This is a genomic window from Streptomyces sp. AK010 (assembly GCF_014207295.1).
Taxonomy (GTDB): Bacteria; Actinomycetota; Actinomycetes; order Streptomycetales; family Streptomycetaceae; genus Streptomyces; species Streptomyces massasporeus.
This window is the reverse complement of the sequence record NZ_JACHCX010000008.1, coordinates 17,360-41,688: the sequence shown is the minus strand read 5'-3', so window position 1 is coordinate 41,688 and position 24,329 is coordinate 17,360. Positions and strand designations below refer to the sequence as shown.

At 72.8% G+C, this 24,329-nt stretch carries 24 protein-coding genes and 3 pseudogenes; 15 read left to right on the top strand and 12 right to left on the bottom strand.

What is annotated here, in order from left to right:
* The 7 genes from HDC93_RS17265 (at position 1) to hypA (ending at position 4,914) form a co-directional block, all read left to right on the top strand.
* Positions 1 to 1,089, top strand: coding sequence for a hydrogenase expression protein HypE (locus tag HDC93_RS17265; protein ID WP_185011787.1), 1,089 nt, complete (start codon positions 1 to 3; stop codon positions 1,087 to 1,089).
* 61 nt (positions 1,090 to 1,150) lie between these two features.
* Positions 1,151 to 2,944: a nickel-dependent hydrogenase large subunit gene (locus tag HDC93_RS17260; RefSeq protein ID WP_185011785.1), complete on the top strand. Its 1,794-nt coding sequence runs from the start codon at positions 1,151 to 1,153 to the stop codon at positions 2,942 to 2,944.
* Positions 2,937 to 3,488: a NifU family protein gene (locus tag HDC93_RS17255; protein ID WP_185011783.1), complete on the top strand. Its 552-nt coding sequence runs from the start codon at positions 2,937 to 2,939 to the stop codon at positions 3,486 to 3,488. The genes HDC93_RS17260 and HDC93_RS17255 overlap by 8 nt, the downstream gene beginning before the upstream one ends.
* Positions 3,485 to 4,081, top strand: coding sequence for a DUF5947 family protein (locus tag HDC93_RS17250; RefSeq protein ID WP_185011781.1), 597 nt, complete (start codon positions 3,485 to 3,487; stop codon positions 4,079 to 4,081). Before HDC93_RS17255 ends, HDC93_RS17250 begins: the two co-directional genes overlap by 4 nt.
* A gap of 42 nt (positions 4,082 to 4,123) precedes the next feature.
* A complete protein-coding gene (locus HDC93_RS17245) occupies positions 4,124 to 4,330 on the top strand; it encodes a hypothetical protein (RefSeq protein ID WP_185011778.1) in 207 nt (68 codons plus the stop codon).
* A 34-nt stretch (positions 4,331 to 4,364) separates the two neighbouring features.
* Entirely contained in the window at positions 4,365 to 4,556 is a 192-nt protein-coding gene (locus HDC93_RS17240) for a hypothetical protein (RefSeq protein WP_185012010.1), read from the top strand.
* A 7-nt stretch (positions 4,557 to 4,563) separates the two neighbouring features.
* Positions 4,564 to 4,914: a hydrogenase maturation nickel metallochaperone HypA gene (gene hypA / locus HDC93_RS17235; RefSeq protein ID WP_185011776.1), complete on the top strand. Its 351-nt coding sequence runs from the start codon at positions 4,564 to 4,566 to the stop codon at positions 4,912 to 4,914.
* A gap of 50 nt (positions 4,915 to 4,964) precedes the next feature.
* On the opposite strand, the gene hypE is transcribed toward hypA, so the two are convergent.
* From hypE to HDC93_RS17195, 8 genes and pseudogenes are all read right to left on the bottom strand, one after another.
* Positions 4,965 to 6,035, bottom strand: a complete 1,071-nt coding sequence (gene hypE, locus HDC93_RS17230; RefSeq protein ID WP_185011774.1) for a hydrogenase expression/formation protein HypE — start codon at positions 6,033 to 6,035, stop codon at positions 4,965 to 4,967.
* On the bottom strand, positions 6,028 to 7,170 hold the full coding sequence (gene hypD, locus HDC93_RS17225; protein WP_185011772.1) for a hydrogenase formation protein HypD: 1,143 nt from the start codon (positions 7,168 to 7,170) through the stop codon (positions 6,028 to 6,030). Before hypD ends, hypE begins: the two co-directional genes overlap by 8 nt.
* Complete coding sequence (locus HDC93_RS17220) at positions 7,167 to 7,487, bottom strand: HypC/HybG/HupF family hydrogenase formation chaperone (RefSeq protein WP_185011770.1); 321 nt, start codon at positions 7,485 to 7,487, stop codon at positions 7,167 to 7,169. The genes hypD and HDC93_RS17220 overlap by 4 nt, the downstream gene beginning before the upstream one ends.
* A 3-nt stretch (positions 7,488 to 7,490) precedes the next feature.
* Complete coding sequence (hypF, locus tag HDC93_RS17215; RefSeq protein WP_185011768.1) at positions 7,491 to 9,803, bottom strand: carbamoyltransferase HypF; 2,313 nt, start codon at positions 9,801 to 9,803, stop codon at positions 7,491 to 7,493.
* Positions 9,800 to 10,549 carry a hydrogenase nickel incorporation protein HypB gene (gene hypB / locus HDC93_RS17210; protein WP_185011766.1) on the bottom strand — a complete coding sequence of 250 codons (750 nt, stop codon included), beginning with the start codon at positions 10,547 to 10,549 and terminating at the stop codon, positions 9,800 to 9,802. Before hypB ends, hypF begins: the two co-directional genes overlap by 4 nt.
* A 39-nt stretch (positions 10,550 to 10,588) precedes the next feature.
* Positions 10,589 to 11,176, bottom strand: a complete 588-nt coding sequence (locus HDC93_RS17205; RefSeq protein ID WP_185011764.1) for a hydrogenase maturation protease — start codon at positions 11,174 to 11,176, stop codon at positions 10,589 to 10,591.
* Positions 11,173 to 12,918: an enoyl-CoA hydratase-related protein gene (locus HDC93_RS17200; RefSeq protein ID WP_185011762.1), complete on the bottom strand. Its 1,746-nt coding sequence runs from the start codon at positions 12,916 to 12,918 to the stop codon at positions 11,173 to 11,175. The genes HDC93_RS17205 and HDC93_RS17200 overlap by 4 nt, the downstream gene beginning before the upstream one ends.
* 243 nt (positions 12,919 to 13,161) lie before the next feature.
* A pseudogene (locus HDC93_RS17195) lies at positions 13,162 to 13,617 on the bottom strand (family 43 glycosylhydrolase); the annotation flags it as partial.
* 128 nt (positions 13,618 to 13,745) lie between these two features.
* On the opposite strand from HDC93_RS17195, the gene HDC93_RS17190 reads away from it, so the two are divergent.
* The 3 genes from HDC93_RS17190 (at position 13,746) to HDC93_RS17180 (ending at position 16,264) form a co-directional block, all read left to right on the top strand.
* Complete coding sequence (locus HDC93_RS17190) at positions 13,746 to 13,979, top strand: hypothetical protein (RefSeq protein ID WP_185011760.1); 234 nt, start codon at positions 13,746 to 13,748, stop codon at positions 13,977 to 13,979.
* Between the two features lie 193 nt (positions 13,980 to 14,172).
* Positions 14,173 to 14,931, top strand: a complete 759-nt coding sequence (locus tag HDC93_RS17185; protein ID WP_185011758.1) for an IclR family transcriptional regulator — start codon at positions 14,173 to 14,175, stop codon at positions 14,929 to 14,931.
* Positions 14,932 to 15,031: 100 nt separating this feature from the next.
* Positions 15,032 to 16,264 (top strand): PP2C family protein-serine/threonine phosphatase, encoded by a 1,233-nt coding sequence (locus HDC93_RS17180; protein ID WP_185011756.1) that lies wholly within the window; start codon positions 15,032 to 15,034, stop codon positions 16,262 to 16,264.
* 22 nt (positions 16,265 to 16,286) lie between these two features.
* Here the strand turns inward: HDC93_RS17180 and paaK are convergent, their stop codons facing one another.
* Both paaK and paaI read right to left on the bottom strand, forming a co-directional pair.
* Complete coding sequence (gene paaK, locus HDC93_RS17175) at positions 16,287 to 17,642, bottom strand: phenylacetate--CoA ligase PaaK (protein ID WP_185011991.1); 1,356 nt, start codon at positions 17,640 to 17,642, stop codon at positions 16,287 to 16,289.
* Between the two features lie 6 nt (positions 17,643 to 17,648).
* Positions 17,649 to 18,033: pseudogene (gene paaI, locus HDC93_RS17170) on the bottom strand (hydroxyphenylacetyl-CoA thioesterase PaaI); the annotation flags it as partial.
* Positions 18,034 to 18,243: 210 nt separating this feature from the next.
* Between paaI and paaA the strand changes: the two are divergent.
* From paaA to paaE, 5 genes are read left to right on the top strand one after another with little or no spacing between them, the layout of a single operon-like run.
* The gene (paaA, locus tag HDC93_RS17165) at positions 18,244 to 19,230 is read left to right on the top strand and encodes a 1,2-phenylacetyl-CoA epoxidase subunit PaaA (protein ID WP_185011754.1); all 987 of its coding nucleotides are present in this window, start codon (positions 18,244 to 18,246) and stop codon (positions 19,228 to 19,230) included.
* Positions 19,227 to 19,520, top strand: a complete 294-nt coding sequence (gene paaB / locus HDC93_RS17160; protein ID WP_185011752.1) for a 1,2-phenylacetyl-CoA epoxidase subunit PaaB — start codon at positions 19,227 to 19,229, stop codon at positions 19,518 to 19,520. The genes paaA and paaB overlap by 4 nt, the downstream gene beginning before the upstream one ends.
* Before the next feature lie 10 nt (positions 19,521 to 19,530).
* Positions 19,531 to 20,358 carry a 1,2-phenylacetyl-CoA epoxidase subunit PaaC gene (gene paaC / locus HDC93_RS17155; protein ID WP_185011750.1) on the top strand — a complete coding sequence of 276 codons (828 nt, stop codon included), beginning with the start codon at positions 19,531 to 19,533 and terminating at the stop codon, positions 20,356 to 20,358.
* Positions 20,352 to 20,867, top strand: a complete 516-nt coding sequence (gene paaD, locus HDC93_RS17150; RefSeq protein ID WP_185011748.1) for a 1,2-phenylacetyl-CoA epoxidase subunit PaaD — start codon at positions 20,352 to 20,354, stop codon at positions 20,865 to 20,867. Before paaC ends, paaD begins: the two co-directional genes overlap by 7 nt.
* Positions 20,867 to 21,982 carry a 1,2-phenylacetyl-CoA epoxidase subunit PaaE gene (gene paaE / locus HDC93_RS17145; protein ID WP_260419618.1) on the top strand — a complete coding sequence of 372 codons (1,116 nt, stop codon included), beginning with the start codon at positions 20,867 to 20,869 and terminating at the stop codon, positions 21,980 to 21,982. Before paaD ends, paaE begins: the two co-directional genes overlap by 1 nt.
* Here the strand turns inward: paaE and HDC93_RS17140 are convergent.
* Positions 21,919 to 22,565 (bottom strand): annotated as a pseudogene (locus HDC93_RS17140) (RNA polymerase sigma factor). The gene paaE and the pseudogene HDC93_RS17140 overlap by 64 nt on opposite strands.
* A gap of 63 nt (positions 22,566 to 22,628) precedes the next feature.
* Entirely contained in the window at positions 22,629 to 24,287 is a 1,659-nt protein-coding gene (locus tag HDC93_RS17135) for a PucR family transcriptional regulator ligand-binding domain-containing protein (RefSeq protein ID WP_185011746.1), read from the bottom strand.
* Positions 24,288 to 24,329: the final 42 nt, after the last annotated feature.

Here is a 24,329-nt window from a genome sequence, read left to right as displayed (position 1 = left end):
ATGACCACCCACAGCAGCACCGCCGAAGTCAGCAAGGAACCCGACCGGTCCGAGGACCGGCAGGGCATAGACGAGATCACCATCCTCTGGATCTCCGAGGGCATGAGCTGCGACGGCGACACCGTCTCGCTCACCGCCGCCGACCAGCCCTCCATCGAGGACCTGGTCCTCGGGCTGATCCCGGGCCTGCCGAAGGTGAACCTCGTCAACAAGGTGCTCTCGCCCAGCCTGGGCGGCGAGGACTTCCTCGCGCCCTACCGGGCGGCCGTACGCGACGAACTGGGCCCTTTCATCCTCGTCATCGAGGGCTCGATCCCCAACCAGAACATCATCGAGGGCGACGGCTACTGGACGTCCTTCGGCAACGACCCGGAGACCGGCGAGCCGCAGACCCTCAACTGGTGGATCGACCAACTGGCCCCCAAGGCCTGGGCGGTCGTCGCCGCCGGCACCTGCGCCACCTTCGGCGGCATCCACGCCATGTCCGGCAACCCGACGGGCTGCATGGGTCTGGCCGACTACCTGGGCTGGGACTACACCTCCCAGGCCGGCCTGCCGATCGTCAACGTGCCCGGCTGCCCGATCCAGCCCGAGAACTTCATGGAGACCCTGGTCTGGGTCCTCTACCACGCGGCCGGCTCCGCACCCCCGCCGCCGCTGGACCACATGCTGCGCCCGCAGTGGCTGTTCGGGAAGACGGTCCACGAGGGCTGCGACCGCGGCTCCTACTACGAGCAGGCCAACTTCGCAGCGGACTACAACTCCCCCAAGTGCCTCGTGAAGACGGGCTGCTGGGGCCCGGTCGTCAACTGCAACGTGCCCAAGCGCGGCTGGATGGCCGGCATCGGCGGCTGCCCCAACGTGGGCGGCATCTGCATCGGCTGCACGATGCCCGGCTTCCCCGACGCGTTCATGCCGTTCATGGACGAGCCCCCGGGCAGCACCCTGTCGTCCCTGGTCATCAAGCCGTACGGGGCGGTCGTCCGCCGACTGCGCGGCATGACCAACGAGCTGGTCAACCACGAGCCCGGGTGGCGCCACAACAAGCGCAAGCTGACCAGTGGTTACGACCCGCACTGGCGCGCCTGATGAAGCCCACCGGGCACACCCCCCACCCCCACACCACCGACAGCGAGGGGCAGTACCGCAGATGACCACCACCGAGGCCCGGCCCACGGACCGCAAACCGCCGCAGCTCGTGGACATGTCCTGGGATCCGATCACACGGATCATCGGGAACCTGGGCATCTACACGAAGATCGACTTCGCCAACCGGGAAGTCGTCGAATGCCACAGCACCTCGTCGCTGTTCCGCGGCTACTCGGTGTTCATGAAGGGCAAGGACCCGCGCGACGCGGGCTTCATCACGTCCCGGATCTGCGGCATCTGCGGCGACAACCACACCACCTGCTCCGACTACGCCCAGCAGATGGCCTACGGCGTCAAGCCGCCCCCGCTGGCCGAGCACATCGTCAACCTCGGCGAGGCCGCAGAGTACATGTTCGACCACACGATCTTCCAGGACAACCTGGTCTTCGTGGATTTCTGCGAGGCGATGGTCAAGGCCACCAACCCCGGTGTCCTGGCCCGCGCCGAACGCACCGAGGCGCCCCGCGGCGAGATCCACGGCTACCGGACCATCGCCGACATCATGAAGGCCTTCAATCCCTTCGAGGGCGAGGTCTACAAGGAGGCCCTGAAGGTCAGCCGGGTCACCCGCGAGATGTTCTGCCTGATGGAGGGGCGGCACGTCCACCCCTCCACGCTGTACCCGGGCGGTGTCGGCACGATGCCGCAGCCGACCGTCTTCACCGACTACCTCAGCCGCCTCATGAGGGTCATCGACTTCGTGAAGAAGGCCGTCGCCATGAACGACGACGTCTTCGACTTCTTCTACGAGGCACTGCCCGGCTACGAGGAGGTCGGCCGCCGCCGCACCCTGCTGGGCTGCTGGGGCGCGTTCCAGGACCCGAAGGTCGTCGACTACCGCTACGAGACGATGAACACCTGGGGCAAGGCGATGTACGTCACCCCCGGCATCATCGTCGACGGCGAACTGGTCACCAACAACCTCGTCGACATCAACCTGGGCCTGCGCATCATGCTGGGCAGTTCCTACTACGAGGACTGGGTCAACGAGGACCCCTTCGTCACCCACGACCCGCTCGGCAACCCCGTCGACATGCGCCATCCGTGGAACCAGACGACCGTCCCGGTGCCGCAGAAGCGCGACTTCGACGACAAGTACAGCTGGGTGATGAGCCCCCGCTGGCTCGACCAGCGCACCGGCGACCACCTCGCCCTCGACACGGGCGGCGGCCCCCTCGCCCGCCTGTGGTCGACGGCGCTCAGCGGCCTGGTCGACACCCCGTACATCAAGGCCACCGGCCACAGCGTGCGCATCTCCCTGCCCAAGGGCGAGTCGCTGCCGGAGACCACCCTGGAGTGGCGCATCCCCAAGTGGAGCAACACCATCGAACGCGACCGCGCCCGGCCGTACTTCATCGCCTACGCGGCCGCCATGGCCCTGCAGTTCCTCGAAGAGGCCATGGGCATGGTGCGCGCGGGCGAGACCAAGGTGTTCGAGAACTACGAGGTGCCCGACGAGGCGATCGGCTGCGGCTTCCACGAGGCGGTGCGCGGCGTCCTCTCCCACCACCTGGTGATCAAGGACAAGAAGATCGCCAACTACCACCCGTACCCGCCCACCCCGTGGAACGCCAGCCCCCGCGACAAGTTCGGCACCCCCGGCCCCTACGAGGACGCCGTCCAGGGCCAGCCCATCTTCGAGGAGAACGGGCCGGACGACTTCAAGGGCGTCGACATCATGCGCACGGTCCGCAGCTTCGACCCCTGTCTGCCGTGCGGCGTGCACATGTACGTCGGCAAGGGCAAGACGCTGACCACCCTGCACTCGCCGACGTACGGGGCGAACCATGGCTGAGGCCGCCACGGCGCGGCTGGCGGACCCGGACGTCGAGGCCCGGCTCGTCCGGCTCGACCGGGCGCTGGACAGCCTCGAGGCCGCGCCCGGCCCCACGACCCGCACCGCGACCGAGGCGGTGGCCCTGCTGACCGAGGTCTACGGCGAGGCCCTGGCCCGCGTCCTGGACCGGGCGGACGGGCAGCTGGCCGAGCGCCTGGCCGAGGACGAGCTCCTGGGGCACCTGCTGGTGCTGCACGACATCCACCCCGAGCCCGCCGAACGCCGGGCGGCCCGCGCGGTCGAACGGCTGCGGCCCGCCGTGCAGGAACGCGGCGGCGACGTGGAGTGGGCCGGCGTGGAGGGGCAGGTCGCCCGGGTGCGTCTGACCACGGGCGGCGGCGGATGCGGGTCCGGCTGCGGCGGCGGAGGTGACGAGGTCACCGACGCGGTCCGCGCGGCGGTGCTCGCCGCGGCGCCCGAGCTGACGGCGGTGGAGCCCCTGACCGAGACGGCTCCGGCCTTCGTCCCGCTGACCACGCTGACGCACCGGAGCGCACCGTGACCACCGACGGGGCCCTGGCCCGCCTCATCCGCTCCTCGGCCGACCGTACGGCGGCGGCCGAGCGGGAGGTGTGCGACCTGTGCGCCGCACCGGTCGCCGACGAGCACGCCCACCTGTACGACACCGGCCAGGAGGAGGTGCGCTGCGCCTGCGGCCCCTGCTCGGTGCTGTTCGCCGACGCGGCGGCGGGGGACGGCCAGTACCGGCTCGTGCCCCGGCGGCGGCTCCGGCTGCCCAAGGTCGACACGGCCGTCCTGGGCGTACCCGTCGGCCTGGTCTTCTTCGTGCCCCGGACGGACGGCACCGTCACCGCCGAGGGCCCGAGCCCCGCGGGAGCCATGCGGTGGGAGGTGGACACGGCGGCCTGGCAGCAGCTGGCCGGTACGTGTCCGCAGCTCGCAACCGTGGAACCCGACGTGGAGGCGCTCCTGGTGAACACCGTCCACGGCCTCGACGAACACTGGATCGTTCCGATCGACGACTGTTACCGGATGATCGCCGTGGTACGCCGGGAGTGGCGCGGCATGTCCGGCGGCGGCCGGATCTGGCCGGCCGTCGAGCAGTTCTTCCAGGACCTCACCGAGCGGCCATAGCCACGCACTCCGCAGGTCGGAGGCGAGGAAGGAGAACACCCCATGGGCACCATCAGAGTAGGCCGGCCCCAGGCGAAGCCCGACACGCCCGGGCACATCGCCGGGATGCACCAGGGCAACAAGGGACCGCGCGAGCGGCAGAAGGGGCACCACGCGGACGGCACCGCCGACGCGCGCCGCTCCACGGGGATCCACTGGAAGCGGCATGACGCCCTCGCCGAGACCATGCCGAACATCTCGCCGGGATGAACACCGTGATGCGAACGAGCAGGGAGTCGCCGCAATGAAACGAGCACGCAGAACCGTCATGCGCAGGCGGGGCGGGATGAGCGGGCAGCGGGTGCTGAAGACCGAGGCCGTCCTGGTGGGCGGCGTGGTCCTGGCCCTGCTCGCCTGGGAGTGGCCGAGCCTCAGGCGGGAGATGCGGATCTGGCGGATGTCCGGCGGATTCCGCGCCGGCCACCGCTACCCGTGAGCCGGCCGTGCACGAACTGTCGATCGCGACCGCGATCATCGAGCGGGCCGGCGAGCGGGCCCGGGCGGACGGGACGGACGCCGTCTCGAAGGTGACCGTCCGGGTCGGTGAGCTGGCGGGCGTCGTCCCCGACGCCCTCGGGTTCGCCTTCGAGGTGGCCCGCGACGGCACCGCCCTCGCGGGGGCACACCTCGTCGTCGAGCAGATCCCCGCGCAGGCCTGGTGCGGCCCGTGCGCCGAGGAGTTCCCGGTGGGCATGCCCCCGTTCTTCTGGTGCCCGCGCTGCGACCAGCCCTCCAGCGACCTGCGCAGCGGCCGTGAACTGGAGATCGCCGGGATCGAGCCGGTACCGGCATAGACAGGAGAAGGGCCCCGCCCCGTCGGCGGGGCCCTTCTCCTGTCCGGCGGTCAGCAGATGCGCGGCAGCTGCTCCCCGAGCGGCAGGTCCACCACCCGCGTGCCGCCGAGCCCGGTGGCGACCACCACCATCCCCGGATGCTCGGCGACGCACTCGCCGATCCGTGTCGCCCCGGCACCCTGCGGATGGGCCCGCATCACAGCCAGCACCTCCTCCGCCTCCGACGGCGGCACGAAGGCGACCAGCCGGCCCTCGTTGGCGACGTACAGCGGATCGAGCCCGAGGAACCCGCAGGCGTTCGCCACCGCGTCCGGCACCGGAATGGCCCGCTCCTGCAGCCGGACACCGGTCCCGGAGGCACGGGCGATCTCGTTCAGCGACGCGCCCAAACCGCCCCGGGTGGGGTCGCGCAGCACATGCACGTCCTCGGTGACGGCCAGCATCGCCGCCACCAGGTCCGCCAGCGGCGCGGTGTCACTGGCGACCTCCACCCCGAACTCCAGGCCTTCCCGCACGCTCATGACGGCCACGCCGTGCAGTCCGATCGGACCGCTGACGATGACCACGTCCCCGGGCCGGGCACGCTGGGGCCGGATGTCCACCCCGCCGGGCACGAGCCCCACCCCGGCGGTGGTGACGTACACCCCGTCGCCGTGCCCGGACTCCACGACCTTGGTGTCACCCGTGGCGATCGTGACCCCGGCGGCCTCGGCAGCCGCCCCCATCGAGCGGGCGATCCGTTCGACGACGGTCAGCTCCACCCCCTCCTCCAGGACGAAGGCGGCCGAGAGGTAGGCGGGTCGCGCGCCGCTCATCGCGAGGTCGTTGACCGTGCCGTTGACCGCGAGGTCGCCTAGGCAGCCGCCGGGGAAGAACAGCGGCCGGACCACGTAGGAGTCGGTGGAGAACGCCAGCCGCGCGCCGCCCAGTTCGAGGACGGCGGAGTCGGCGAGCCCGGCCAGGGTGGCGTTGCCGTAGGCCGGGGTGAAGATCTGCTCCATCAGCTCCGCGGACAGCGCACCCCCGCCGCCGTGACCCATGACCACCACCCCCTGGTCGCGCAGCGGGGCGGGGCAGGTCCAGCCGGCCGGGTCGACCACATCGGCGAGTCGCTCAGGCAACGGGGGTCACCTCCTGCTGCGCGGTGCCGCCGGCCTGCGGCGCCGGGGCGTTCATCCGACGGTAGAGGTAGTAGGCCGCACAGGCGCCCTCGCTGGAGACCATGGTGGCGCCGAGCGGGGTGCGCGGCGTGCAGGTGGTGCCGAACGCGGCGCACTCGGTCGGCTTGATCAGGCCCTGGAGCACCTCACCGGCCCGGCACTCCGCGGGCTCCTCGGTACGGATACCGCTCACGTCGAAGCGGTGCTCCGCGTCGTACGCGCGGAAGGCGTCGGTCAGCCGCCAGCCGCTGTCCGGGATCGGCCCGATGCCCCGCCAGGACCGGTCGGTGACCTCGAAGACCTCCTCGATCATGCGCACCGCGGCCGGGTTGCCCTCCTCGCGCACGGCACGCGGGTAGGCGTTCTCCACCCGGTGCTCACCGCGCTCCAGCTGGCGGACCGCCCGGCGGATGCCCTCAAGGATGTCCAGCGGCTCGAAGCCCGTCACCACCATCGGCACGCGGAACCGCTCGGCCAGCTCCGGGTACTCGGCCATCCCCATCACGCTGCACACGTGCCCGGCGGCCAGGAAGCCCTGCACCCGGCACTCGGGCGCCGTCATGATCGCCTCGACGGCCGGGGGGACCCGCACATGCGACACCAGCAGGCTGAAGTTGGTCAGGCCCAGCCTGCGCGCCTGGTGCACGGCCATCGCGTTGGCCGGGGCGGTGGTCTCGAAGCCGATCGCGAAGAACACCACCTCCCGGTCCGGGTTGCGACGGGCCAGCTCCAGGGCGTCGAGCGGCGAATAGACCACCCGTACGTCGCCGCCCTCGCCCTTGACCCGGAACAGGTCGCGGTCGGTGCCCGGCACCCGCAGCATGTCGCCGAAGGAGCAGAAGATCACCCCGGGCCGCGCGGCGATCTCCAGCGCCTTGTCGATGACCTCCAGCGGCGTGACACAGACCGGGCAACCGGGCCCGTGAATCAACTCGACCTGTTCGGGGAGCAGTTGGTCGATGCCGTGCCGGATGATCGAGTGCGTCTGTCCGCCGCACACCTCCATCAGGGCCCAGGGCCGGGTGGCGGTGGCACGGATCTCGTCCAGCAGCCGCCGTGCCAGCTGGGGGTCGTTGAACTCGTCGATGTACTTCACCGGGCCTCACTCCCGCCGTCCTGGGGCGCCGCCGCCGCGGTACCGCCCGCCTCCTTGGCCGCCTGCTCCCAGGCGTCCCCGAACTCCTCCTCCAGGAGCCCCAGTTCCTCGAAGAGCTTCAGTGAGGCCAGGGCCGACTCCTCGTCCAGACGCTGGAGCGCGAAGCCGACGTGCACGATGACGTACTCACCCACCTTCACGTCGGACACGTACTCCAGGCACGCCTTCTTCTGCACGCCGCCGAAGTCGATCAGCCCGGTGAGCGGTTCGGCACTGTCGTCGATGGCGACGACCTTGCCCGGCACTGCCAAACACATGGGTCACTCCTCCTGTCGTAGGTGCGCCGCGACCATGAGCTGGCCGAGGGCCAGCCCGCCGTCGTTCGGCGGGACTTCGCCGTGCCGGAGCACCGCGAAGCCGTCCTCTGTCAGCAGCCGCGCGCACTCCTCCTCCAGCAGCGCGTTGGCGAACACCCCGCCGCTGAGCGCGACGGTGGCGAGTGCGGTGTCCTGACGCGCACGCCGGCAGATCTCCGCCACCGCCCGCGCCACGCCACGGTGGAAACGGGCCGCGAGCACGGCGGCCGGGGTGCCGCGCCGCTGATCGGCGACGAGCGCACTCAGCACGGGCGCCGGGTCGAACCCGTCGGCGAAGGCGTACGCGGACCTGTCGGCGCCCCACGCCGACGCGGCCGCCGCCTCCAGCTCCAGCGCGGCCTGCGCCTCGTACCCCGCGCGATGGCACACGCCCACGAGCGACGACACGGCGTCGAAGAGCCGGCCCATGCTGGAGGTCGGCACACAGGTGAGTCCGCCGGACAACTGCCGCTGGAGCAACGCCAGTTCCTGGGGAGCGCACGCGGTCACGCACGGCAGGTCCGCGTCCCACGGCAGGCCCGCCGCCCACAGCCGGGCCAGCGCCAGACGGCACGGGTTGGCGACGCCCGCGTCCCCGCCGGGCAGCGGGGCGGGGGAGAGGCGGGCGTAGCGCCGGAAGCCGGTGTAGTCGGCGAGGAGGATCTCGCCGCCCCAGACGGTGCCGTCGTCGCCGTAGCCCGTGCCGTCGAAGGCGACACCGATCACGGGCGTGGTGCCGTCCATGCCGTGCTCGGCCATCGCGGAGGCGATGTGCGCGTGGTGGTGCTGGACCGGCACGGGGGCGTGCCCGGCCAGTCGGGCGGCCCACCGTGCCGAGTGGTACCCGGGGTGCCGGTCGGCGGCGACCACTTCGGGACGCACGCCGGTCAGAGCCCGCAGGTGCGCGTCCGCCCGCCGGGCCGCCTCCAGGGTCGTCAGATCGCCCATGTCGCCGATGTGCGGACCGAACCAGGCCTGGTCGCCCGCGCCGAGGCACAGGGCGTTCTTGAGGTCGCCGCCCACCGCGAGAGCGGGCCGCACCGGGACCGGCAGCCGCAGCGGCCGGGGCACATACCCCCGGGACCGGCGCAGCACCTGCTCGGTGCCGTCGGGCCGCACCCGCAGCAGGGAGTCGTCGCAGGGTGAGGCGATGGGCCGGTCGTGGGCGAGCCAGGCGTCGGCCAGCCCGGCGAGCCGGGTCAGGGCCTCGTCGTCGTCCGTGACGATCGGCTCCCCGGAGCGGTTGCCGCTCGTCATGACCAGTACGCGCGGGCCGGGTGGGTCACCGGGCAGGCCGAACAGCAGGGTGTGCACGGGCGTGTAGGGCAGCATCACGCCGAGGTGCGGGCTGCCGGGGCAGACCCCGGGCGCGAGTCCGCTCGCCTCCCCGCGCCGGCGCAGCAGGACGATGGGGCGCCGGGAGCCGGTGAGGGCGGCCCGTGCGGACGCGGGGAGCTCGGCGATCCGCCGTACGTCGTCGAGGTCCGCGCACATCACCGCGAACGGCTTGCCGCCGCGTGCCTTGCGGGTGCGCAGGGTGTCGACGGCCCGGGCGTCGGTGGCGTGGCAGGCCAGGTGATAGCCACCGAGGCCCTTGACGGCGACGATCCGCCCGGCGGCCAGCAACGCCCGTGCCGACGCCAGGGCTTCGGCGTCCCGGGCCGGGCGGACCCCGCTCCCGGCCGCCGGCACCAGGCGCAGCCGGGGACCGCAGTCGGGGCAGGCCACGGGCTGGGCGTGGAAGCGGCGGTCGAGGGGATCGCCGTACTCCCGGGCGCACGCCGCGCACATCGGGAAGCCGGCCATGGTCGTGAGCGCGCGGTCGTACGGCATGCCCGTGGCGATGGTGAAGCGGGGGCCGCAGTGCGTGCAGGTGACGAACGGGTGCCGGTGCCGGCGGTCGGCCGGATCGCGCAGCTCCCGCAGGCAGTCCGGGCAGGTCGCCGTGTCGGGCGGGAGGAGGGTGCTGCCGGTGGAGCGGTCGGTGGAGCGGATGCCGAAGGTGCTGTCGGCGCCGGTGGCGGGCAGGTCCTCGAAGCCGACGCCGGTGACGGCGGCCAGCGGCGGAGGCTGGCCGGCCAGCCGGTCGCAGAAGTCGGCGACGCCGTCCGGCGGGCCCTCCACCTCGATGAGCACACCGTCCGCCGTGTTGCTCACGAAGCCCGCGAGCGCCAGGTCGGTGGCGAGGCGGTGCACGAACGGGCGGAAGCCCACGCCCTGCACGGTGCCGCGCACGGTGACGCGCCGGCGCACCGCCCCGGTGGCGGGCGCCGTCACGGGACGAGGCCGGCTTCGGCGCCCTCGTGCGTGTGGGTGTGGCTGTGGGTGTGCGGCCGGGGAGCCAGGGGCGGCCGGTGGACGGGGGCCCCGTCCCGGACGGCCAGCACACGCTCCAGAAGAACGTCGACCCCGGCGCCGGTGCGGGCACAGGACCGCACCACCTCCACCCCGGGGTTGACCCGCTGGACGTTCGTCTCGAAGGCCGTCTCGTCGAACCCCGCCGGCCCGGCCAGATCGGTCTTCGTCAGCACCACCAGATGGGCGGAGCCGAAGGCCGTGGGGTACTTCAGCGGCTTGTCCTCGCCCTCCGTGACCGCCATGAGTACGATCCGCAGGCTTTCGCCGAGGTCGTACGAGGCGGGGCAGACGAGATTGCCCACGTTCTCCACGAACAGCAGCGACGTGCCCGCGGGCAGCCAGCTCTCGACGTGCCCGCGCAGCTGCCTCGCCTCCAGATGGCACAGCCCGTCCGTCAGCAGCTGCTTCACCGGGGCTCCCGACCGGGCCAGCCGGTCGGCGTCGTTCTCGGTCGCCAGGTCGGCGGTGAGCGCGGCCACCAAAAGGCTCCGCTCCACCGCTCTGGCCAGTACCCGCCCGAGCAGTTCCGTCTTGCCGCTGCCCGGGCTGGACAGCAGGTTGACCACGCTCACCCCGCGCCGGGCCAGCTCCTCACGCAGGTCCGCGGCCAGAGTGTCGTTCTTCGCCAGGACGGCCTGGGTGATCTCGTCCACGGAATCGCACATGGGCGCCGCTCCTCGCGGGTCGGTAGGGAAATCATTCCGCTACCGATCCTCCGCGCCGCCGCTCACCGTGCCCGGCAGCCCGGCCGGGGACAGGGCGGCGGATTCGTCCGGGCGGCTCAACGGGGGCGTGGCCGCCGGGTCGGCGAGCAGGACCGGCACCAGGGTGTGCAGCGCCGCGACGGCCCGCCCGACCGCTTCGCGCACCGTGCTGCTGATGCCCGGGGCGATGTCCTCGTCGGCCGGTGCCCGCAGCTCGGGCTCGCAGGCCAGCACCAGGACGCGGGGGAGCGGCTCGTCGCCCAGGTGGGCGGCCAGGGCGAGGACCTTCCCCGGGTCCATGCCGTGCGCCTCGGGAGGGGCGCCCGCCGTGGAGGCGTCGGGCAGCTCCGGCTCGATCAGCGACAGCGTGCCCGGCTCGTGCCCCCGAACGGCGGCGTCGACCAGGACGGCCGTGTCGTAGCCGTCGAGCAGCTCGTACGCGAGGTCCATGCCGCGGATGCCGAAGTCCCGCACCCGCACCTTTGGCGGCAGCGGGTCCCGGTCCAGGGCGCGGATCACCTCGGGGCCGAAGGCGTCGTCGGCGAGGAAGATGTTGCCGACCCCCGCCACGAGGAGCCGCGCGCTCATCGCGCCTCCCCGGTGACCAGCGGCCGGGCGGAGCCGTTCGGGAGTTTACGGACGAAGGCGGACCGCAGCGCGTGGTAGGGAGCCTCCGGGTCGAAGAAGACGGCGCGCATACGGGCGAGTTCGGCCCGCCGGTACTCGGCGAGGGGCCGCGCGAGCTCGTCCGCGTGACGGGACGTGGCCTTGGCGGTGATCCGGCGCGGCAGGTCCGGGTCGGCGGCCAGTTCGGCGGCCAGGCGCGCGATCTCGGGGGCGAACTCCTGGGACGCGACCGGCACCAGACGGTCCACCAGCCCGATGCGCTCGGCCGTCGCGGAGCTCACCGGCAACGCCTCGGTCGTCAGCCGCTCGGCCGCCTCGGCGCCCACCCGGCGGGGCAGCGAGTACGTCCAGTACTCCGACCCGTGCAGGCCCATGTTGCGGTAGTGCGGGTTGAGGACGCTGCCCGTGCGACACCAGACCTCGTCGGCGGCCAGGGCGAGCATGACGCCGCCGGCCGCCGCGTTGCCGCCGAGGGCCGACACCACCAGCCGGTCGGTGGTGCGCAGCACCGCCTCGACCAGGTCGTCCATGGCGTTCAGGTTGGACCAGGACTCGCCCGCCGGGTCGCCCGCCGCCTCGATGACGTTGAGGTGGATTCCGTTGGAGAAGAAGTCGCGGGCGCCGCCGAACACCAGCACCGAGGTGGGGCGGGTGAGGGCGTACCGCCAGGCGGCCAGCAGCCGGCGGCAGTGGGTGGTGCTCATGGCCCCGCCCGGGAACGAGAAGCTCAGGAAGCCGATGGGACCGCTCTGCCGGTAGCGGATGTCGGTCCAGGTGGTGCGGTCCGGGGGCAGTTCGAGCGGAGCGGCGATCTCGGGCAGCCAGTACGGGCGGTCGTACGCACCCGGCATGCCCGGGCCGCTGCCGGGCGGGGCCGGGAAGCCGGCGAGCACGGAGGCAGCCGGGCGACGGAACGGCGCGGGGTCACCGGAGCTCTTGCGGGGGCGCAGCTCCGGGATCCACACCGCGCCGTCCCGAGTGGCCCGGCAGAGCGCGCCGGCCCGGGTCGCGAGCAGCTCCCCGGGCTCCCCGCGCAGCCGGTCCTCGGGGTGCCCGCCGTGCAGGAACACCTCCTGGCCGCAGATCTCGTCCCGGACGCCGGGCTGCGAGTCGGCGCCGCGCAGCTTGCGCAGCACTGTCGCCGTGCTGTCGTTCTCCCAGTCGATCCGCCGCTGTTCCTGGCGGAAGTAGTCCCGCCACAGAACGTGGGCCCCGGGTTCGCTCTGCGGGCGCGGCTTGTACGATCCCTCGGCGTAGCGCCGCACGGCCAGAAGCACGGCGGCCGTGGCGGCGTCCGCCACCTCGTTGCGGTACATGTCGCTCTTGCCCGCCGGAGGCACCGTGAAGGTGCCGTCGGCCCACACGTCCCCCGCGTCCATGGCCGCCTCGGCCTGAAGCACCGTCACGCCCCACTCGGAGGCCTCCTCGGCGATCGCCCAGTCCAGCGACGACGGGCCCCGGTCCCCGGGTGGTCCCGGATGCACGATCAGGCAGGTGTGCTCGCGCCACACGTCCTCCGGCAGGGCCGACTTGAGCATCGGGGCGACGATCAGCTCCGGGCCCACCTCGCGTACGGCGGCCCGGACGGCGTCGGGGCCGTGCGAGGCGAGCACGACCTCCACGTGGTGCCCCTCGTCCGACAGTTCGGCGAACACACGCTGGGACAGGCTGTTGAACGCGCTGGCGACGAGCAAGATGTCCATGACATCGCATGGTCGCCGGTCCGGGGAGGGCGGTGAAGGACCACGGCGGCGTTTCGCGGTCCTGGACCGCTTCCGGCCGAACGGGTACGCGGACCCTGCGCGGAATACCGATCGGCCGTTGCTCGCGAACGTATTCGACATCACGGTCCTGCGGTGATCACCCGGCGCACGCCGGGGCGGGCGTCACGAGGGGACCTTCCATACGGAACCGGCCCGCGGGCCTCATCCGCAACCCGGTCCTGCCCGTCCCGGGCGCCAGTCGTGCACCAGGTTGAGCAGCCGGCTGTCCGCCCCGTCGTGGAACAGCGAGGTGCCGAAGCCGCGGGCGTGCAGCAGAACCGGTTCCGACCAGGGGCCCTCGATCGAAGGGGCGGTGATCAGGTGGTTGGGACAGTCGGAGAAGCCGCCGGTGTAGGTGGAGACGTTGCTGTAGGCCAGGTGGAACAGGCCGTCCGCGTGGCTGAGGCTGGGCGCCCAGACGCCGCCGGAGTCCGGGCATCCGGTCAGGTCGAGCAGCCGGGTGCCGGTCAGTGCGCCGCCGAGGGGGCGCCAGTGCACCAGGTCCGTGGAGTGGTGCAGGCGTACGCCCGGGTACCACTCGAACGTCGACGTCGCGAGGTAGAAGTCCGGCCCCACCCGCAGGATCGACGGGTCCGGGTGCGAGCCGGAGGTTCGGCCGGTCTCGAGGCGCGGCGCCACGACCGTGCCGAGCGCTGCTGCGCGTCGCGGCCTGCGACCGTGGCCGGCTCAGCGTCGACGAGGCCGGCCAGACGCGGCTCGGCGGCAGGACGCGATCCGGCAGGCCGAAGCCGACGCCGGCGAGCGGGATGCGGCTGCGGCTGGGCCTGGACGTCGACGGCGCCGAGCTGCGCTTCCGCCAGGACACCGGCAGCGGCTGGGACCCTTCGGGCCCACCCTGGGCGCCACGGTCCTGTCCGACAGAGCACGCCGAGCAGATCGAGGACGGCCGGATCCGCTCCCTCGGCTCCACGGGTGCGTTCGCCGGCCTGTGGGCCTGGGACCTCACCGGGGGCGGCCACACGCGGACTTCGACGAGGTGACCTACCGGAGCGGGCACTGAGCGCGTGTTCGGTGTGCTGGGGGGTGTGGAACGCCGGCGTGATCGCCCACACCGCCGCACCGTACCGGGGCGCCCGCCAGGGGCTCATCGCCCACGTCGGGCCACCGCCCCGCCGCACCGCCCGCGCGCCGTCTCCCCTTGCCCGGGCCGGGCGCCTGACGCACGCTGTTCGTATGGGTGGGCACGACGGCCCTACGCTCATCAACTCCGTGCAGCGGGCCATGCGGCTGCTGGAGGCGGTGAGCGCGCACGGGAACGGTGCGCCGGCCAAGCAGCTGGCGCGCGAGACGGCGCTGCCCCTGGCCACCGCCTACCACCTGCTGCGCACGCTCGTGCACGACGGGTACGTGCGGAAACTGGACGACGGCGGCTTCGTCCTCGGCGACAGACTCCAGACCCTGCAGTCCATGGGGCGTGCGCAGGCCCTGCTCAGCCGTGTCCGGCCCACCCTCGCCGCCCTGCGCGACGAACTGGCGACGGCCGCCTACCTCACCTTCTACGAGGACGGAGAGATCCGGGTCGCCGAGATCGTCGACGGCCCGGGAACCCCCCGCGTCGATCTCTGGGTCGGCTTCGAAGACGCGGGGCACGCCACCGCGCTGGGCAAGTCCGTCCTGCGGGAGCTGGACGAAGAGGCCCGCCAGGACTACCTCTCCCGTCACCGGCTCGCCGATCTCACCCCGCGGACGATCACCAGCCTCCCGGTACTCCTCCAACGGCTGGAGACCTCACCCCTGGCCCCGGCCATCACGGACCTCGAGGAGTACGCCCTCGGCACGGTCTGCGTCGCCGTCCCGGTCTACAGCGGGGACACCCTCGGCTCCCTCGGTGTCTCGCTCCCGTCGAACCGGCTCTCCCGGCTCCCGGAGATCCGCGAGCGCCTGCTCCCGACCGCGAGCCGCGTGACCCGGAGCCTCTCGCTCACTATCTGAAAATCCGCTTCTTGCCGGAAAGTGCCCTGACCCCTTTTTCTTGATAAGTCAGACATTTCCGGGATGTGCCCTGGCACAGGTGAGGACCGCGGACCCAGACATGAGCCAAGCCCGAAACCATGGCGTCGACCACCGGCCGGTAGGGCCGTTCAGGAACCGAGTGGCCGGTGCCGGGGCTTCGGCCCGCAGGCGGGCCGTCGCAGCACAGCTGGCCGTCGGAACACCCGTCCTGCCCGTCCTGGTCGTCGCCCTCGTCGTGTCCGCCGACCTCGCCGGCGGAGCCGGGATGGTCTGGCTGCCCCTGCTGGTGGCCGGCCCCGCTCTGGCCGCCACGACCAACGGGCCGCGCGGGGTCCTCGGCGTCGGCTTCCTCGCCGCGGCGCTCGGTGCGGCACTCGGGATCCGGGAGGGCGTACCGGGCCGCGAACTGATCGCCGTGCTGTCGGCCCTGGTCGCCGTCACTCTCGCGAGCGGCCTGGCCAGCGCCCTGCGCGGGCGCCGGGAACGGGTGCTCGCCGCCGTCCGCTCGGTCGCGGAGACCGCCCAGCACGCGCTGCTCAGGCCGGTGCCGTCGACCGTCGGGCCGTTCCAGGTGGCCGTGCGCTACAGCGCCGCGGCGGCGGAGGCCCGGATCGGCGGCGACCTGTACGCGCTGATACCCACCCCGCACGGGGTGCGGCTGATCGTCGGCGACGTGCGCGGCAAGGGGCTGCCCGCCGTCGGGACCGCGGCCCTCGTGCTCGGTGTCTTCCGCGAGGCCGCCCACGACGAAGCCGACCTCCTCGCCGTCGTCGACAGGATCGAGCGGAGCCTCGCCCGCAACCTCGGTCACGACGACTTCGTCACCGCCGTCGTCGCCGGATACCCGCGCGCCGGTCACCTGGAGGTCGTGAACTGCGGGCACAACCCTCCGCTGCTGGTGAGCGCCTCCGGGAGCATCAGCGCGGTGGAGCCCGCACACCCGGCCCCGCCCCTCGGGCTGCGGGCCCTCACGGGCCACACCCCGGCGCTCCAGGTGCTCCCCTTCGCCGACGGCGACCAGCTGCTGCTCTACACCGACGGCGTCACCGAGGCGCGCGACGGCGGCCGCGCCTTCTACCCCCTGGCCGAGGGCCTGGAGCGGCACGTCTCCCACGAGCCCTCCCACACCCTGGGCGCGCTCCACGACGAACTGCTGGCCCATGTGGGCGGCCGGCTGCACGACGACGCGGCCCTGCTCCTGATCCGCAAGCCGGCCGCGCGCCTCGCGGAAGCGGAGAGCTCCGGGGCGGGCGCCCTCGGCCCCTGCCCGGCCGCTCCCTCCCCGGTGCCCGAGGCGAAGTGCTGCCCGTGAGGGCCGCGGTGGCCGGTCCGGGTCACGCCTCGCGCAGGTCCTTGACCCGGCGGAGCTTGCCGAGGGAGCGCTCCAGGGTCTCCGGTTCGACGATCGTCACCTCGGCGGTGATGCCGATGCCGTCCTTGACGGCCTTCGCGATCGTCCCGGCCGCGGCTTCGCGCTGCTCGGGGCCGGTGCCGGGGCGGGTCTCCACGCGGACGGTCATGTGGTCCATACGGCCGCGCCGAGTCAGCTGGATCTGGAAGTGCGGGGCGACGCCGGGCGTGCGCAGCACGATCTCCTCGATCTGGCTGGGGAAGACGTTCACCCCGCGCAGGATGATCATGTCGTCGCAGCGGCCGGTGATCTTCTCGATGCGGCGGAACGCGGGCCGGGCCGTGCCGGGCAGCAGCCGGGTCAGATCGCGGGTGCGGTAGCGGACGACCGGCAGGGCCTCCTTGGTCAGGGACGTGAAGACCAGCTCGCCCTCCTCGCCCTCGGGCAGCACCTCACCCGTGATGGGGTCGACGACCTCGGGGTAGAAGTGGTCCTCCCACACGTGCAGCCCGTCCTTGGTCTCCACGCACTCCTGGGCGACACCCGGCCCGATCACCTCGGACAGGCCGTAGATGTCGACGGCGTGGATGTCCATCCGCTCCTCGATCTCGCGGCGCATCTCCTCCGTCCACGGCTCGGCACCGAAGACGCCCACGCGCAGACTGCTCGCGCGCGGGTCGAGGCCCTGGCGCTCGAACTCGTCGAGCAGGGTGAGCATGTAGGACGGCGTGACCATGATGATCTCGGGCCGGAAGTCCTGGATGATCTGCACCTGGCGAGCGGTCATGCCCCCGGAGGCCGGGATCACCAGACAGCCGGCGCGCTCCGCGCCGTAGTGCGCGCCGAGACCGCCGGTGAACAGCCCGTACCCGTAGGAGATGTGCACCTTGTGGCCCGGGCGCCCGCCGGCGGCGCGGATCGAGCGGGCGACGAGGTCGGCCCACATCGACAGGTCGTGCTCCGTGTAGCCGACCACCGTGGGGCGGCCGGTGGTGCCGCTGGAGGCGTGCACGCGCCGCACCCGGTCCATGGGGACGGCGAACATGCCGAAGGGGTAGGTGTCCCGGAGGTCGGCCTTCGTGGTGAAGGGGAACCGGGCGAGGTCCTCCAGCGAGCGACAGTCGTCGGGGGTGACCCCGGCCGCGTCGAACTTCTTCCGGTACGTCTCCACGTTCTCGTAGGCGTGCCGCAAACTCCGGCGCAGGCGGTCGAGCTGGAGCTCCCGCAGCTGCTCGCGCGTCAGGCGCTCCGTGTCGTCGAGCAGGTCGTGGGGGAGGGGTTCGCCGCGCCGCTGTCCGCCGGGCGCCGTGGCCCCGGAGGTCGTCGTCTCGCTGGTCATCCAGGACTCCTCCGGCCTCGTGCTCCTGATGCTCCGGCTGCGGCCCCGGAACTCCGCGATCACCTCGTCGCCCCGCCGGACCGTCACGTCGTAGCGGCCGCTGCGCCCGTAGCGGGTGCGCTCCTCGGCCCGGGCGACGAGTTCGTCGCCCTCGTACGCGGGGGCCGGCCACGAAGGTGATGTCCGCGCCCGCCGCGACGGTCACCGGGCCGTGGCTGCTGCAGGCGCAGGCGAAGGCGCTGTCGGCGAGCAGGAAGACATAGCCGCCGTGGACGATCCCATGGCCGTTCACCATCGCCGGGGTCACGGTCATCCGCAGCGTGGCGGTCCCCTCGCCCTGCTCCCGCAGCTCGATCCCGAGCCCGCGGGAGGCCTCGTCCGCGGCGAACATCGCCTCCGCGGGCGGCCTCGCGTCAGCGGTATGGGTCACTTCACGCACCACCTCATGGGCCGACCGAACATTCGGTTAGCTGGCGTTGCCATGTAATCGAGCCGATTCGAGGCCTGTCAAGGGTCCAGGACTTCCCCGAGGGGTCTTACCAAGGCGCGCCGACGTGTCCTACGATGGACCGAACGAATGGTCGGTTGGGAAGTGGGACGGATGGATACGACACGCTCCAGCCCCGCGGGGACGGACGGCGCCGAGCCGGATCTCCAGCAGCACTTCGACGGGACGATCGCGCGGGACCAGCGGATCGAGCCGCGCGACTGGATGCCGGAGGGCTACCGGAAGACACTGATCCGGCAGATCGCGCAGCACGCGCACTCGGAGATCATCGGCATGCAGCCGGAGGGTGAGTGGATCACCCGCGCGCCGTCGCTGCGCCGCAAGGCCATTCTGTTCGCCAAGGTCCAGGACGAGGCCGGGCACGGGCTGTACCTGTACTCGGCGGCGGAAACGCTGGGCGCCGACCGCGCCGACCTCACCGAGCGGCTGATCGAGGGCCGCCAGAAGTACTCGTCGATCTTCAACTACCCGACGCTGAGCTTCGCGGACGTCGGCGTGATCGGCTGGTTCGTGGACGGCGCGGCGATCTGCAACCAGGTGCCGCTGTGCCGCTCCTCCTACGGGCCGTACGCGCGCGCCATGGTGCGGATCTGCAAGGAGGAGTCGTTCCACCAGCGGCAGGGCTTCGAGCTGCTGATGACGATGATGCGCGGCACCCCGGAGCAGCGCGAGATGGTGCAGGACGCCGTGAACCGCTGGTGGTGGCCGTCGCTGATGATGTTCGGCCCGCCCGACGACGCCTCGCCCAACTCCGCGCAGTCCATGGCCTGGAAGATCAAGCGGCACAGCAACGACGAACTGCGGCAGCGCTTCGTCGACATGACCGTGCCCCAGGCCGAGAAGCTCGGCGTCACGCTCCCCGACCCGGAGCTGCGCTGGAACGAGGAGCGGGGCCGCCACGACTTCGGCACGCCCGACTGGGACGAGCTGATGCGGGTCATCAAGGGCGACGGCCCGTGCAACGACCAGCGGATCCAACGGCGCCGCACGGCCCACGAAGAGGGCACCTGGGTGCGCGAGGCGGCCACCGCCCACGCCGCCAAGCAGGCGGCCCGCGAGCGGAAGGGAGCGGTGGCATGACCGCCGACACGCAGGACTGGCCGCTGTACGAGGTGTTCGTACGCGGCAAGCGCGGCCTGAACCACGTCCACGTGGGATCGCTGCACGCCGCCGACGACCGCATGGCCCTCACCCACGCCCGCGACCTGTACACCCGGCGCAACGAGGGCGTCTCGATCTGGGTCGTGCGCTCGGAGCACATCGCCGCCTCCACCCGCGACGAGAAGGACCCGTTCTTCGAGCCCAGCGCCGACAAGGTCTACCGGCACCCGACCTTCTACGACATCCCCGAAGACGTCCCGCACATCTGAAGGAGAGGACATGAGCGACGACCACGTCTACATGACCCTCGCCGAGGGACACGAGGACGACACCCGCTGGGCCTACGGCACCGGCTTCGAGGACCCCCTGCACGGCGTCGAGACCGCCGTGCCCGACGACGTGGACGCCGGTGAACTGGCCGCCCTCTGCGTCACCCTGGCCGATGACGCCCTGGTCTGCGCCCAGCGGCTCGCCGAGTGGACCACCCGCGCCCCTGAGCTGGAGGAGGAGGTCGCGCTGGCCAACATCGGGCTCGACCTGCTCGGCCAGGCCCGCCTGCTCTACTCCCGCGCGGGCCAGACCGACGGCACCGGCCGCGACGAGGACGCCTTCGCCTACTTCCGCGACGCCGGCGACTTCCGCAACGTACGCCTGGCCGAACTGCCCAACGGGGACTTCGCGTTCTCCGTCGTGCGGCTGCTGGTGTTCGCCAGCTGGCGCCTCGCGCACTTCGAGCGGCTCACCGCGCACCGCGACCCGGTGCTCGCGGCCATCGCCGCCAAGGGCGTGAAGGAGCTGGCCTACCACCGTCAGTACGCGGCCGAGTGGGCCGTGCGCCTGGGCGACGGCACCGAGGAGTCGCACCGCCGGATGCGCAGGGCCCAGGAGCAGGTCGCGCCCTACCTGGGCGAGCTGTTCACGGCGTACGACGTCCGGGACGAGGTCGTCACCGTGCTGCGCCAGGTCACCGAGGCCGCCGGGCTGCCCATGCCGGTCTACCGCCCGCTGCCCGGCTCGGGCCGGGCCGGGGAGCACACCGAGCATCTCGCCCCGCTGCTCGCCGAGTTGCAGGGTGTGGCCCGCGCCCACCCGGAGGCGACATGGTGACGGCACTCCTCGACGAGCGAAGGGCCCGGCGCATCGCCGAGCAGGTGCCCGACCCCGAACTGCCCATGCTCACCCTGGCCGACCTCGGAGTGCTGCGCGAGGTGAGCCTGGCCCCGGACGGCACGGTGGTCGCGAGCCTCACCCCGACCTACTCGGGCTGCCCGGCGATGGCGGAGATGCGCGCCGGCGTGGCCGCCCGGCTGCGCGAGGCCGGATACGAGCGCGTGGAGATCCGCACGGTCCTCGACCCGCCCTGGAGCAGCGACTGGATCACGGCGGACGGCCGGCGCAAGCTCGCCGAGCACGGCATCGCCCCGCCCGGCGCCGCCCCCGCGCGCGCCGCCGGCCCGGTCCCGCTCGTGCTGTCGCCGGCCCGCCGCTCCGTGCCCTGCCCCCGCTGCGGTCACCCCGACACCGAGGAGACCTCCCGCTTCGGCGCCACGTCCTGCAAGTCCCTGTGGCGCTGCCTCGCCTGCCGCGAGCCGTTCGAGTACGTCAAGGAGATCTGATGGAGGACCTGATGGAGCCGGCCCCCGCCCCGGCGCCGCGCCCGCGTGCCCGCCGACGTCCGGTCTTCCACCCCCTGCGGGTCGCCGCCGTGCAGCCGCTGTGCGAGGACGCGGCAGCGGTCAGCTTCGACATCCCGGCCGAGCTGGCCGAGGAGTTCACCTTCGCGCCCGGCCAGTCCCTCACCCTGCGCCGCGACATCGACGGCCGGGACGAGCGCCGCTCCTACTCGATCTGCGCCCCCGCCGGCACGGCACCGCGCATCGGCGTGCGGGTGGTGCCGGGCGGGCTGTTCTCCTCCTGGCTGGTGCGGGACGTACGCCCCGGCGACACCGTGCAGGTCATGGCGCCCACCGGCGCCTTCACCCCCGACCTGACCACCCACGGCCACCACGTCCTGATCGCCGCCGGCTCCGGCATCACCCCCATGGTCTCCATCGCCGAGTCCGTTCTGGCCGCCGACTCCCGTTCGCGCGTCACCCTCCTCTACGGCAACCGCCGCACGGGCACGGTGATGTTCGCCGACGAACTCGCCGACCTGAAGGACCTCTACCCGACGCGGTTCCAGCTCGCCCACGTCCTGTCCCGCGAGCCCCGCGAGGCCGAGGTGCTCTCCGGCCGCCTCGACGCCGAGCGGCTTTCGGCCCTCGTCGACGCCCTGGTCGACGTGGAGTCCGCCGACCACTGGTGGCTGTGCGGCCCGCACGGCATGGTCCGCGCCGCCCAGGAGGTCCTCACCGGCCTCGGGGTACCCGCCGACCGCGTCCACCAGGAGCTCTTCCACGCCGACGACGAGCCCGTCCGCGAGGTCCTCCACGTCGAGACCGGCCCCACCGGCCCGGTCAGCCAGGTCACCGTCACCCTCGACGGCCGCTCCACCACGTCCCCGCTGCCCCGCGACCGCACCATCCTGGAAGGGGCCCAGCAGACCCGCCCCGACCTGCCCTTCGCCTGCAAGGGCGGTGTCTGCGGCACCTGCCGCGCCCAGGTGACCGACGGCAAGGCCGACATGCGCCGCAACTTCGCCCTCGAACCCTCCGAGGTCGACGCCGGCTACGTCCTCACCTGCCAGTCGTTCCCGGTGTCCGAGGAGCTGACGGTGGACTTCGACACCTGATCCCCCGGGTGGTGTGCCGGCCTCCGGCCCCAGGCCTGGGCGGGCGCCTCGCGCGGTGCCTTGCGCGCCCGGTGCAGCCGGACCCGGGCCGTGACCTGGCGGATGCCCAGGGCGGCCGCGGCTCGGTGACCCTGAGCTGGTCGACCGCGACCAGCTCCATGACGGCCCGCTCGCCCTCCGGGAGCCTCGCCGGCGCGGCCAGGACGCGCCGCCCGGGGCTCTGCGCGTCGAGCTTGTCCTCGATGCGGACGATGTCGTCGGGCTCCAGCAACCGCCGCCCGCGGATGCGCCGGTCGCGTTCGGTCTCCCGGGCGATCCGGCGGCGCTCCGACGACACGACGTTGCGCGCGATGCCGTACAGCCACGCCGTCTCGCTGCCGAGGTGCGGGCGGTAGGTGCCGGCCGAGTCGAGAACGGCGAGGAAGATCTCGGCCGTCAGGTCGGCCGCCGTGTGCGGGTCGTCCACCCGCCGGGCCACGAAGCGCAGCACCGCGTCGACATGGCGCCGGTAGAACTCCTCGAAGTGCCGCGGGTCACCGACCGCCGCAGCGGGCCCACCCCGTAACCGTTCCGCGTCGTCCACGAACGTCCCCTTCTCGTCGACAAGTGCCTTGTCACTCGTTCTTGGAACGGGGCGCGCAAAGCGTTACAAGAGAGGCCGGTCCTGCCTGCCCTGGCCGGCGCGCAGGACCCGCAACATCGTGAGGGCCACGTGGAGTTCGGTGCGGCGGTCGCCGGATTCGAGGTCGGTGTCGAGGAGACGCTCGATGGTGCGCAGGCGCTGGTACATGGTCTCCCTGGACAGGCCGCCGCGACGGGCCGCCGTCGTCTTGTTGCCGGCGGCGTCGAGGTAGTGGCCCAGGGTCGCCAGCAGGTCGGTGCCGTGCCGGGTGTCGTGGTCGACGAGCCGGCTCAGCCGCCGTTCGGTGTAGTCCTGGATCCGGGTGTCCTCGCGCAGCGCGTACAGCAGCCGGCGCAGGTCGATGTCCGGCAGTTCGTGGAAGGAACGGCCTTCGGGCAGGGCCTGGCCGGGCGGGGTGGCCTCTATGACCCGGGCCGCCTCCCGGAAGGAACGCGCGGTGTCGGCGAGGTCAGCCACCTCCGAGCCGACGCCGATGATCGCTTCCGGGGCCAGAGCCAGCGCGGTGCGGCTCAGCCGTTCGGCCACGGGCCGCCAGGGCCGGTCGGGGCGCAGGGCCAGCAGGACGCCGAGGCGGCCGGGGGAGAGCTCGCCGACCAGGGCCGGTACCCCGGCCGACCTCAGCTCCCGGTGCAGCCGGGCCTCCGGTTCCGCGTCCTCCCCGCCGGGCCCCGGATCCACGAGGATCGCCAGGAAGACACCGGCCTCCGTGGGCAGGCCCAGCGCCGCGCAGCGGGCGCGGACGTCCTCGGCGGAGTGGTGGCGCTGCTCCGCCAGCTCCCGCAGGACGGTGCGGTGAGCCGTGTGCTCCCAGGGCGTGGAGTGGATGAGCCGGGCCACCGTCAGGGCCATCGCCGTCCGCTCCACGACGGTGACGTGCTCAGGACCGAAGACCGGCCCGTCGGCGGGCAGCATCGCCAGACGCCCCCAGCGTTCCCCCTGGTAGGAGACGGGCGCGGTGAGCCACCCCTCCGGGCCGCCCACCTCGGTGCGGTCGCCGGGCTCGGCCGCCCGGGAGCGCCGCTCCCAGTCCCCGAGCGCCTCCTCCACCGTGCTCCCCGAGGGCTCGCAGATCAGCGCCTGGTGCACCAGGTTCTCCAGCACGACCGTCCGGCCGCTCATCTCCGCCGCCGCGCGCACCACGTCCTCGGGCCCCGCCCCGCGCAACGTCAGAGCCGTGAACGCCTCGTGGATCCGCTGCGTCCGCCGCATCGCGTCGGCCTGGTTGCCGAGGATCAGCGCGTGCACGACCTGGGTGACCTCCAGGAAGTTGACGTCCCGGGCGAGGGTGACCAGGGGCAGGCCCCGGGCCCGGCAAGCCTGCACGAGGGCGTCGGGCGGCCGGTGATAGCGCCGTACGAGTTCGATGACCAGGGCGGCCGCCCCCACCTCGGTGAGTTCGTCGACGTACCGGCGGACACCCGAGGCGTCCTCCGGCAGCGGCATGCCGGTGGTCAGGACCAGCTCGCCGCCCTTGAGGAAGGAGGCCGGGTCCGTCAGCTCGGTGATGTGCACCCAGCGCACCGGCCGGTCCAGTTGAGCGAGCCCCGTGACGACCTGGGGCTGTCCCGCGGCCAGGACCGGCAGGGCCAGGACGTCGGCGAGGGTGGGTGCGCGAGCGGCCGGGGCCGCATCACGGCCGGCCGTCGGGGGGTGCTGGTCCACGGTGCCTCCCTGCGTGCCCGGTCACTCTGACAAGCGGGGCTG

What these genes read in the sequence shown, in the direction of transcription:
- HDC93_RS17265 (WP_185011787.1), top strand. Translation starts at nt 1, where the DNA reads ATGACCACCCACAGCAGCACCGCCGAAGTCAGCAAGGAACCCGACCGG.
- HDC93_RS17185 (WP_185011758.1), top strand. Translation starts at nt 14,173, where the DNA reads ATGGGTGGGCACGACGGCCCTACGCTCATCAACTCCGTGCAGCGGGCC.
- HDC93_RS17220 (WP_185011770.1), bottom strand. Translation starts at nt 7,487, where the DNA reads ATGTGTTTGGCAGTGCCGGGCAAGGTCGTCGCCATCGACGACAGTGCC.
- paaE (WP_260419618.1), top strand. Translation starts at nt 20,867, where the DNA reads ATGGAGGACCTGATGGAGCCGGCCCCCGCCCCGGCGCCGCGCCCGCGT.
- HDC93_RS17245 (WP_185011778.1), top strand. Translation starts at nt 4,124, where the DNA reads ATGGGCACCATCAGAGTAGGCCGGCCCCAGGCGAAGCCCGACACGCCC.
- HDC93_RS17200 (WP_185011762.1), bottom strand. Translation starts at nt 12,918, where the DNA reads ATGGACATCTTGCTCGTCGCCAGCGCGTTCAACAGCCTGTCCCAGCGT.
- HDC93_RS17240 (WP_185012010.1), top strand. Translation starts at nt 4,365, where the DNA reads ATGAAACGAGCACGCAGAACCGTCATGCGCAGGCGGGGCGGGATGAGC.
- paaB (WP_185011752.1), top strand. Translation starts at nt 19,227, where the DNA reads ATGACCGCCGACACGCAGGACTGGCCGCTGTACGAGGTGTTCGTACGC.
- paaK (WP_185011991.1), bottom strand. Translation starts at nt 17,642, where the DNA reads ATGACCAGCGAGACGACGACCTCCGGGGCCACGGCGCCCGGCGGACAG.
- paaA (WP_185011754.1), top strand. Translation starts at nt 18,244, where the DNA reads ATGGATACGACACGCTCCAGCCCCGCGGGGACGGACGGCGCCGAGCCG.
- HDC93_RS17255 (WP_185011783.1), top strand. Translation starts at nt 2,937, where the DNA reads ATGGCTGAGGCCGCCACGGCGCGGCTGGCGGACCCGGACGTCGAGGCC.
- HDC93_RS17260 (WP_185011785.1), top strand. Translation starts at nt 1,151, where the DNA reads ATGACCACCACCGAGGCCCGGCCCACGGACCGCAAACCGCCGCAGCTC.
- HDC93_RS17180 (WP_185011756.1), top strand. Translation starts at nt 15,032, where the DNA reads ATGAGCCAAGCCCGAAACCATGGCGTCGACCACCGGCCGGTAGGGCCG.
- HDC93_RS17205 (WP_185011764.1), bottom strand. Translation starts at nt 11,176, where the DNA reads ATGAGCGCGCGGCTCCTCGTGGCGGGGGTCGGCAACATCTTCCTCGCC.
- paaC (WP_185011750.1), top strand. Translation starts at nt 19,531, where the DNA reads ATGAGCGACGACCACGTCTACATGACCCTCGCCGAGGGACACGAGGAC.
- hypB (WP_185011766.1), bottom strand. Translation starts at nt 10,549, where the DNA reads ATGTGCGATTCCGTGGACGAGATCACCCAGGCCGTCCTGGCGAAGAAC.
- paaD (WP_185011748.1), top strand. Translation starts at nt 20,352, where the DNA reads ATGGTGACGGCACTCCTCGACGAGCGAAGGGCCCGGCGCATCGCCGAG.
- HDC93_RS17190 (WP_185011760.1), top strand. Translation starts at nt 13,746, where the DNA reads ATGCGGCTGCGGCTGGGCCTGGACGTCGACGGCGCCGAGCTGCGCTTC.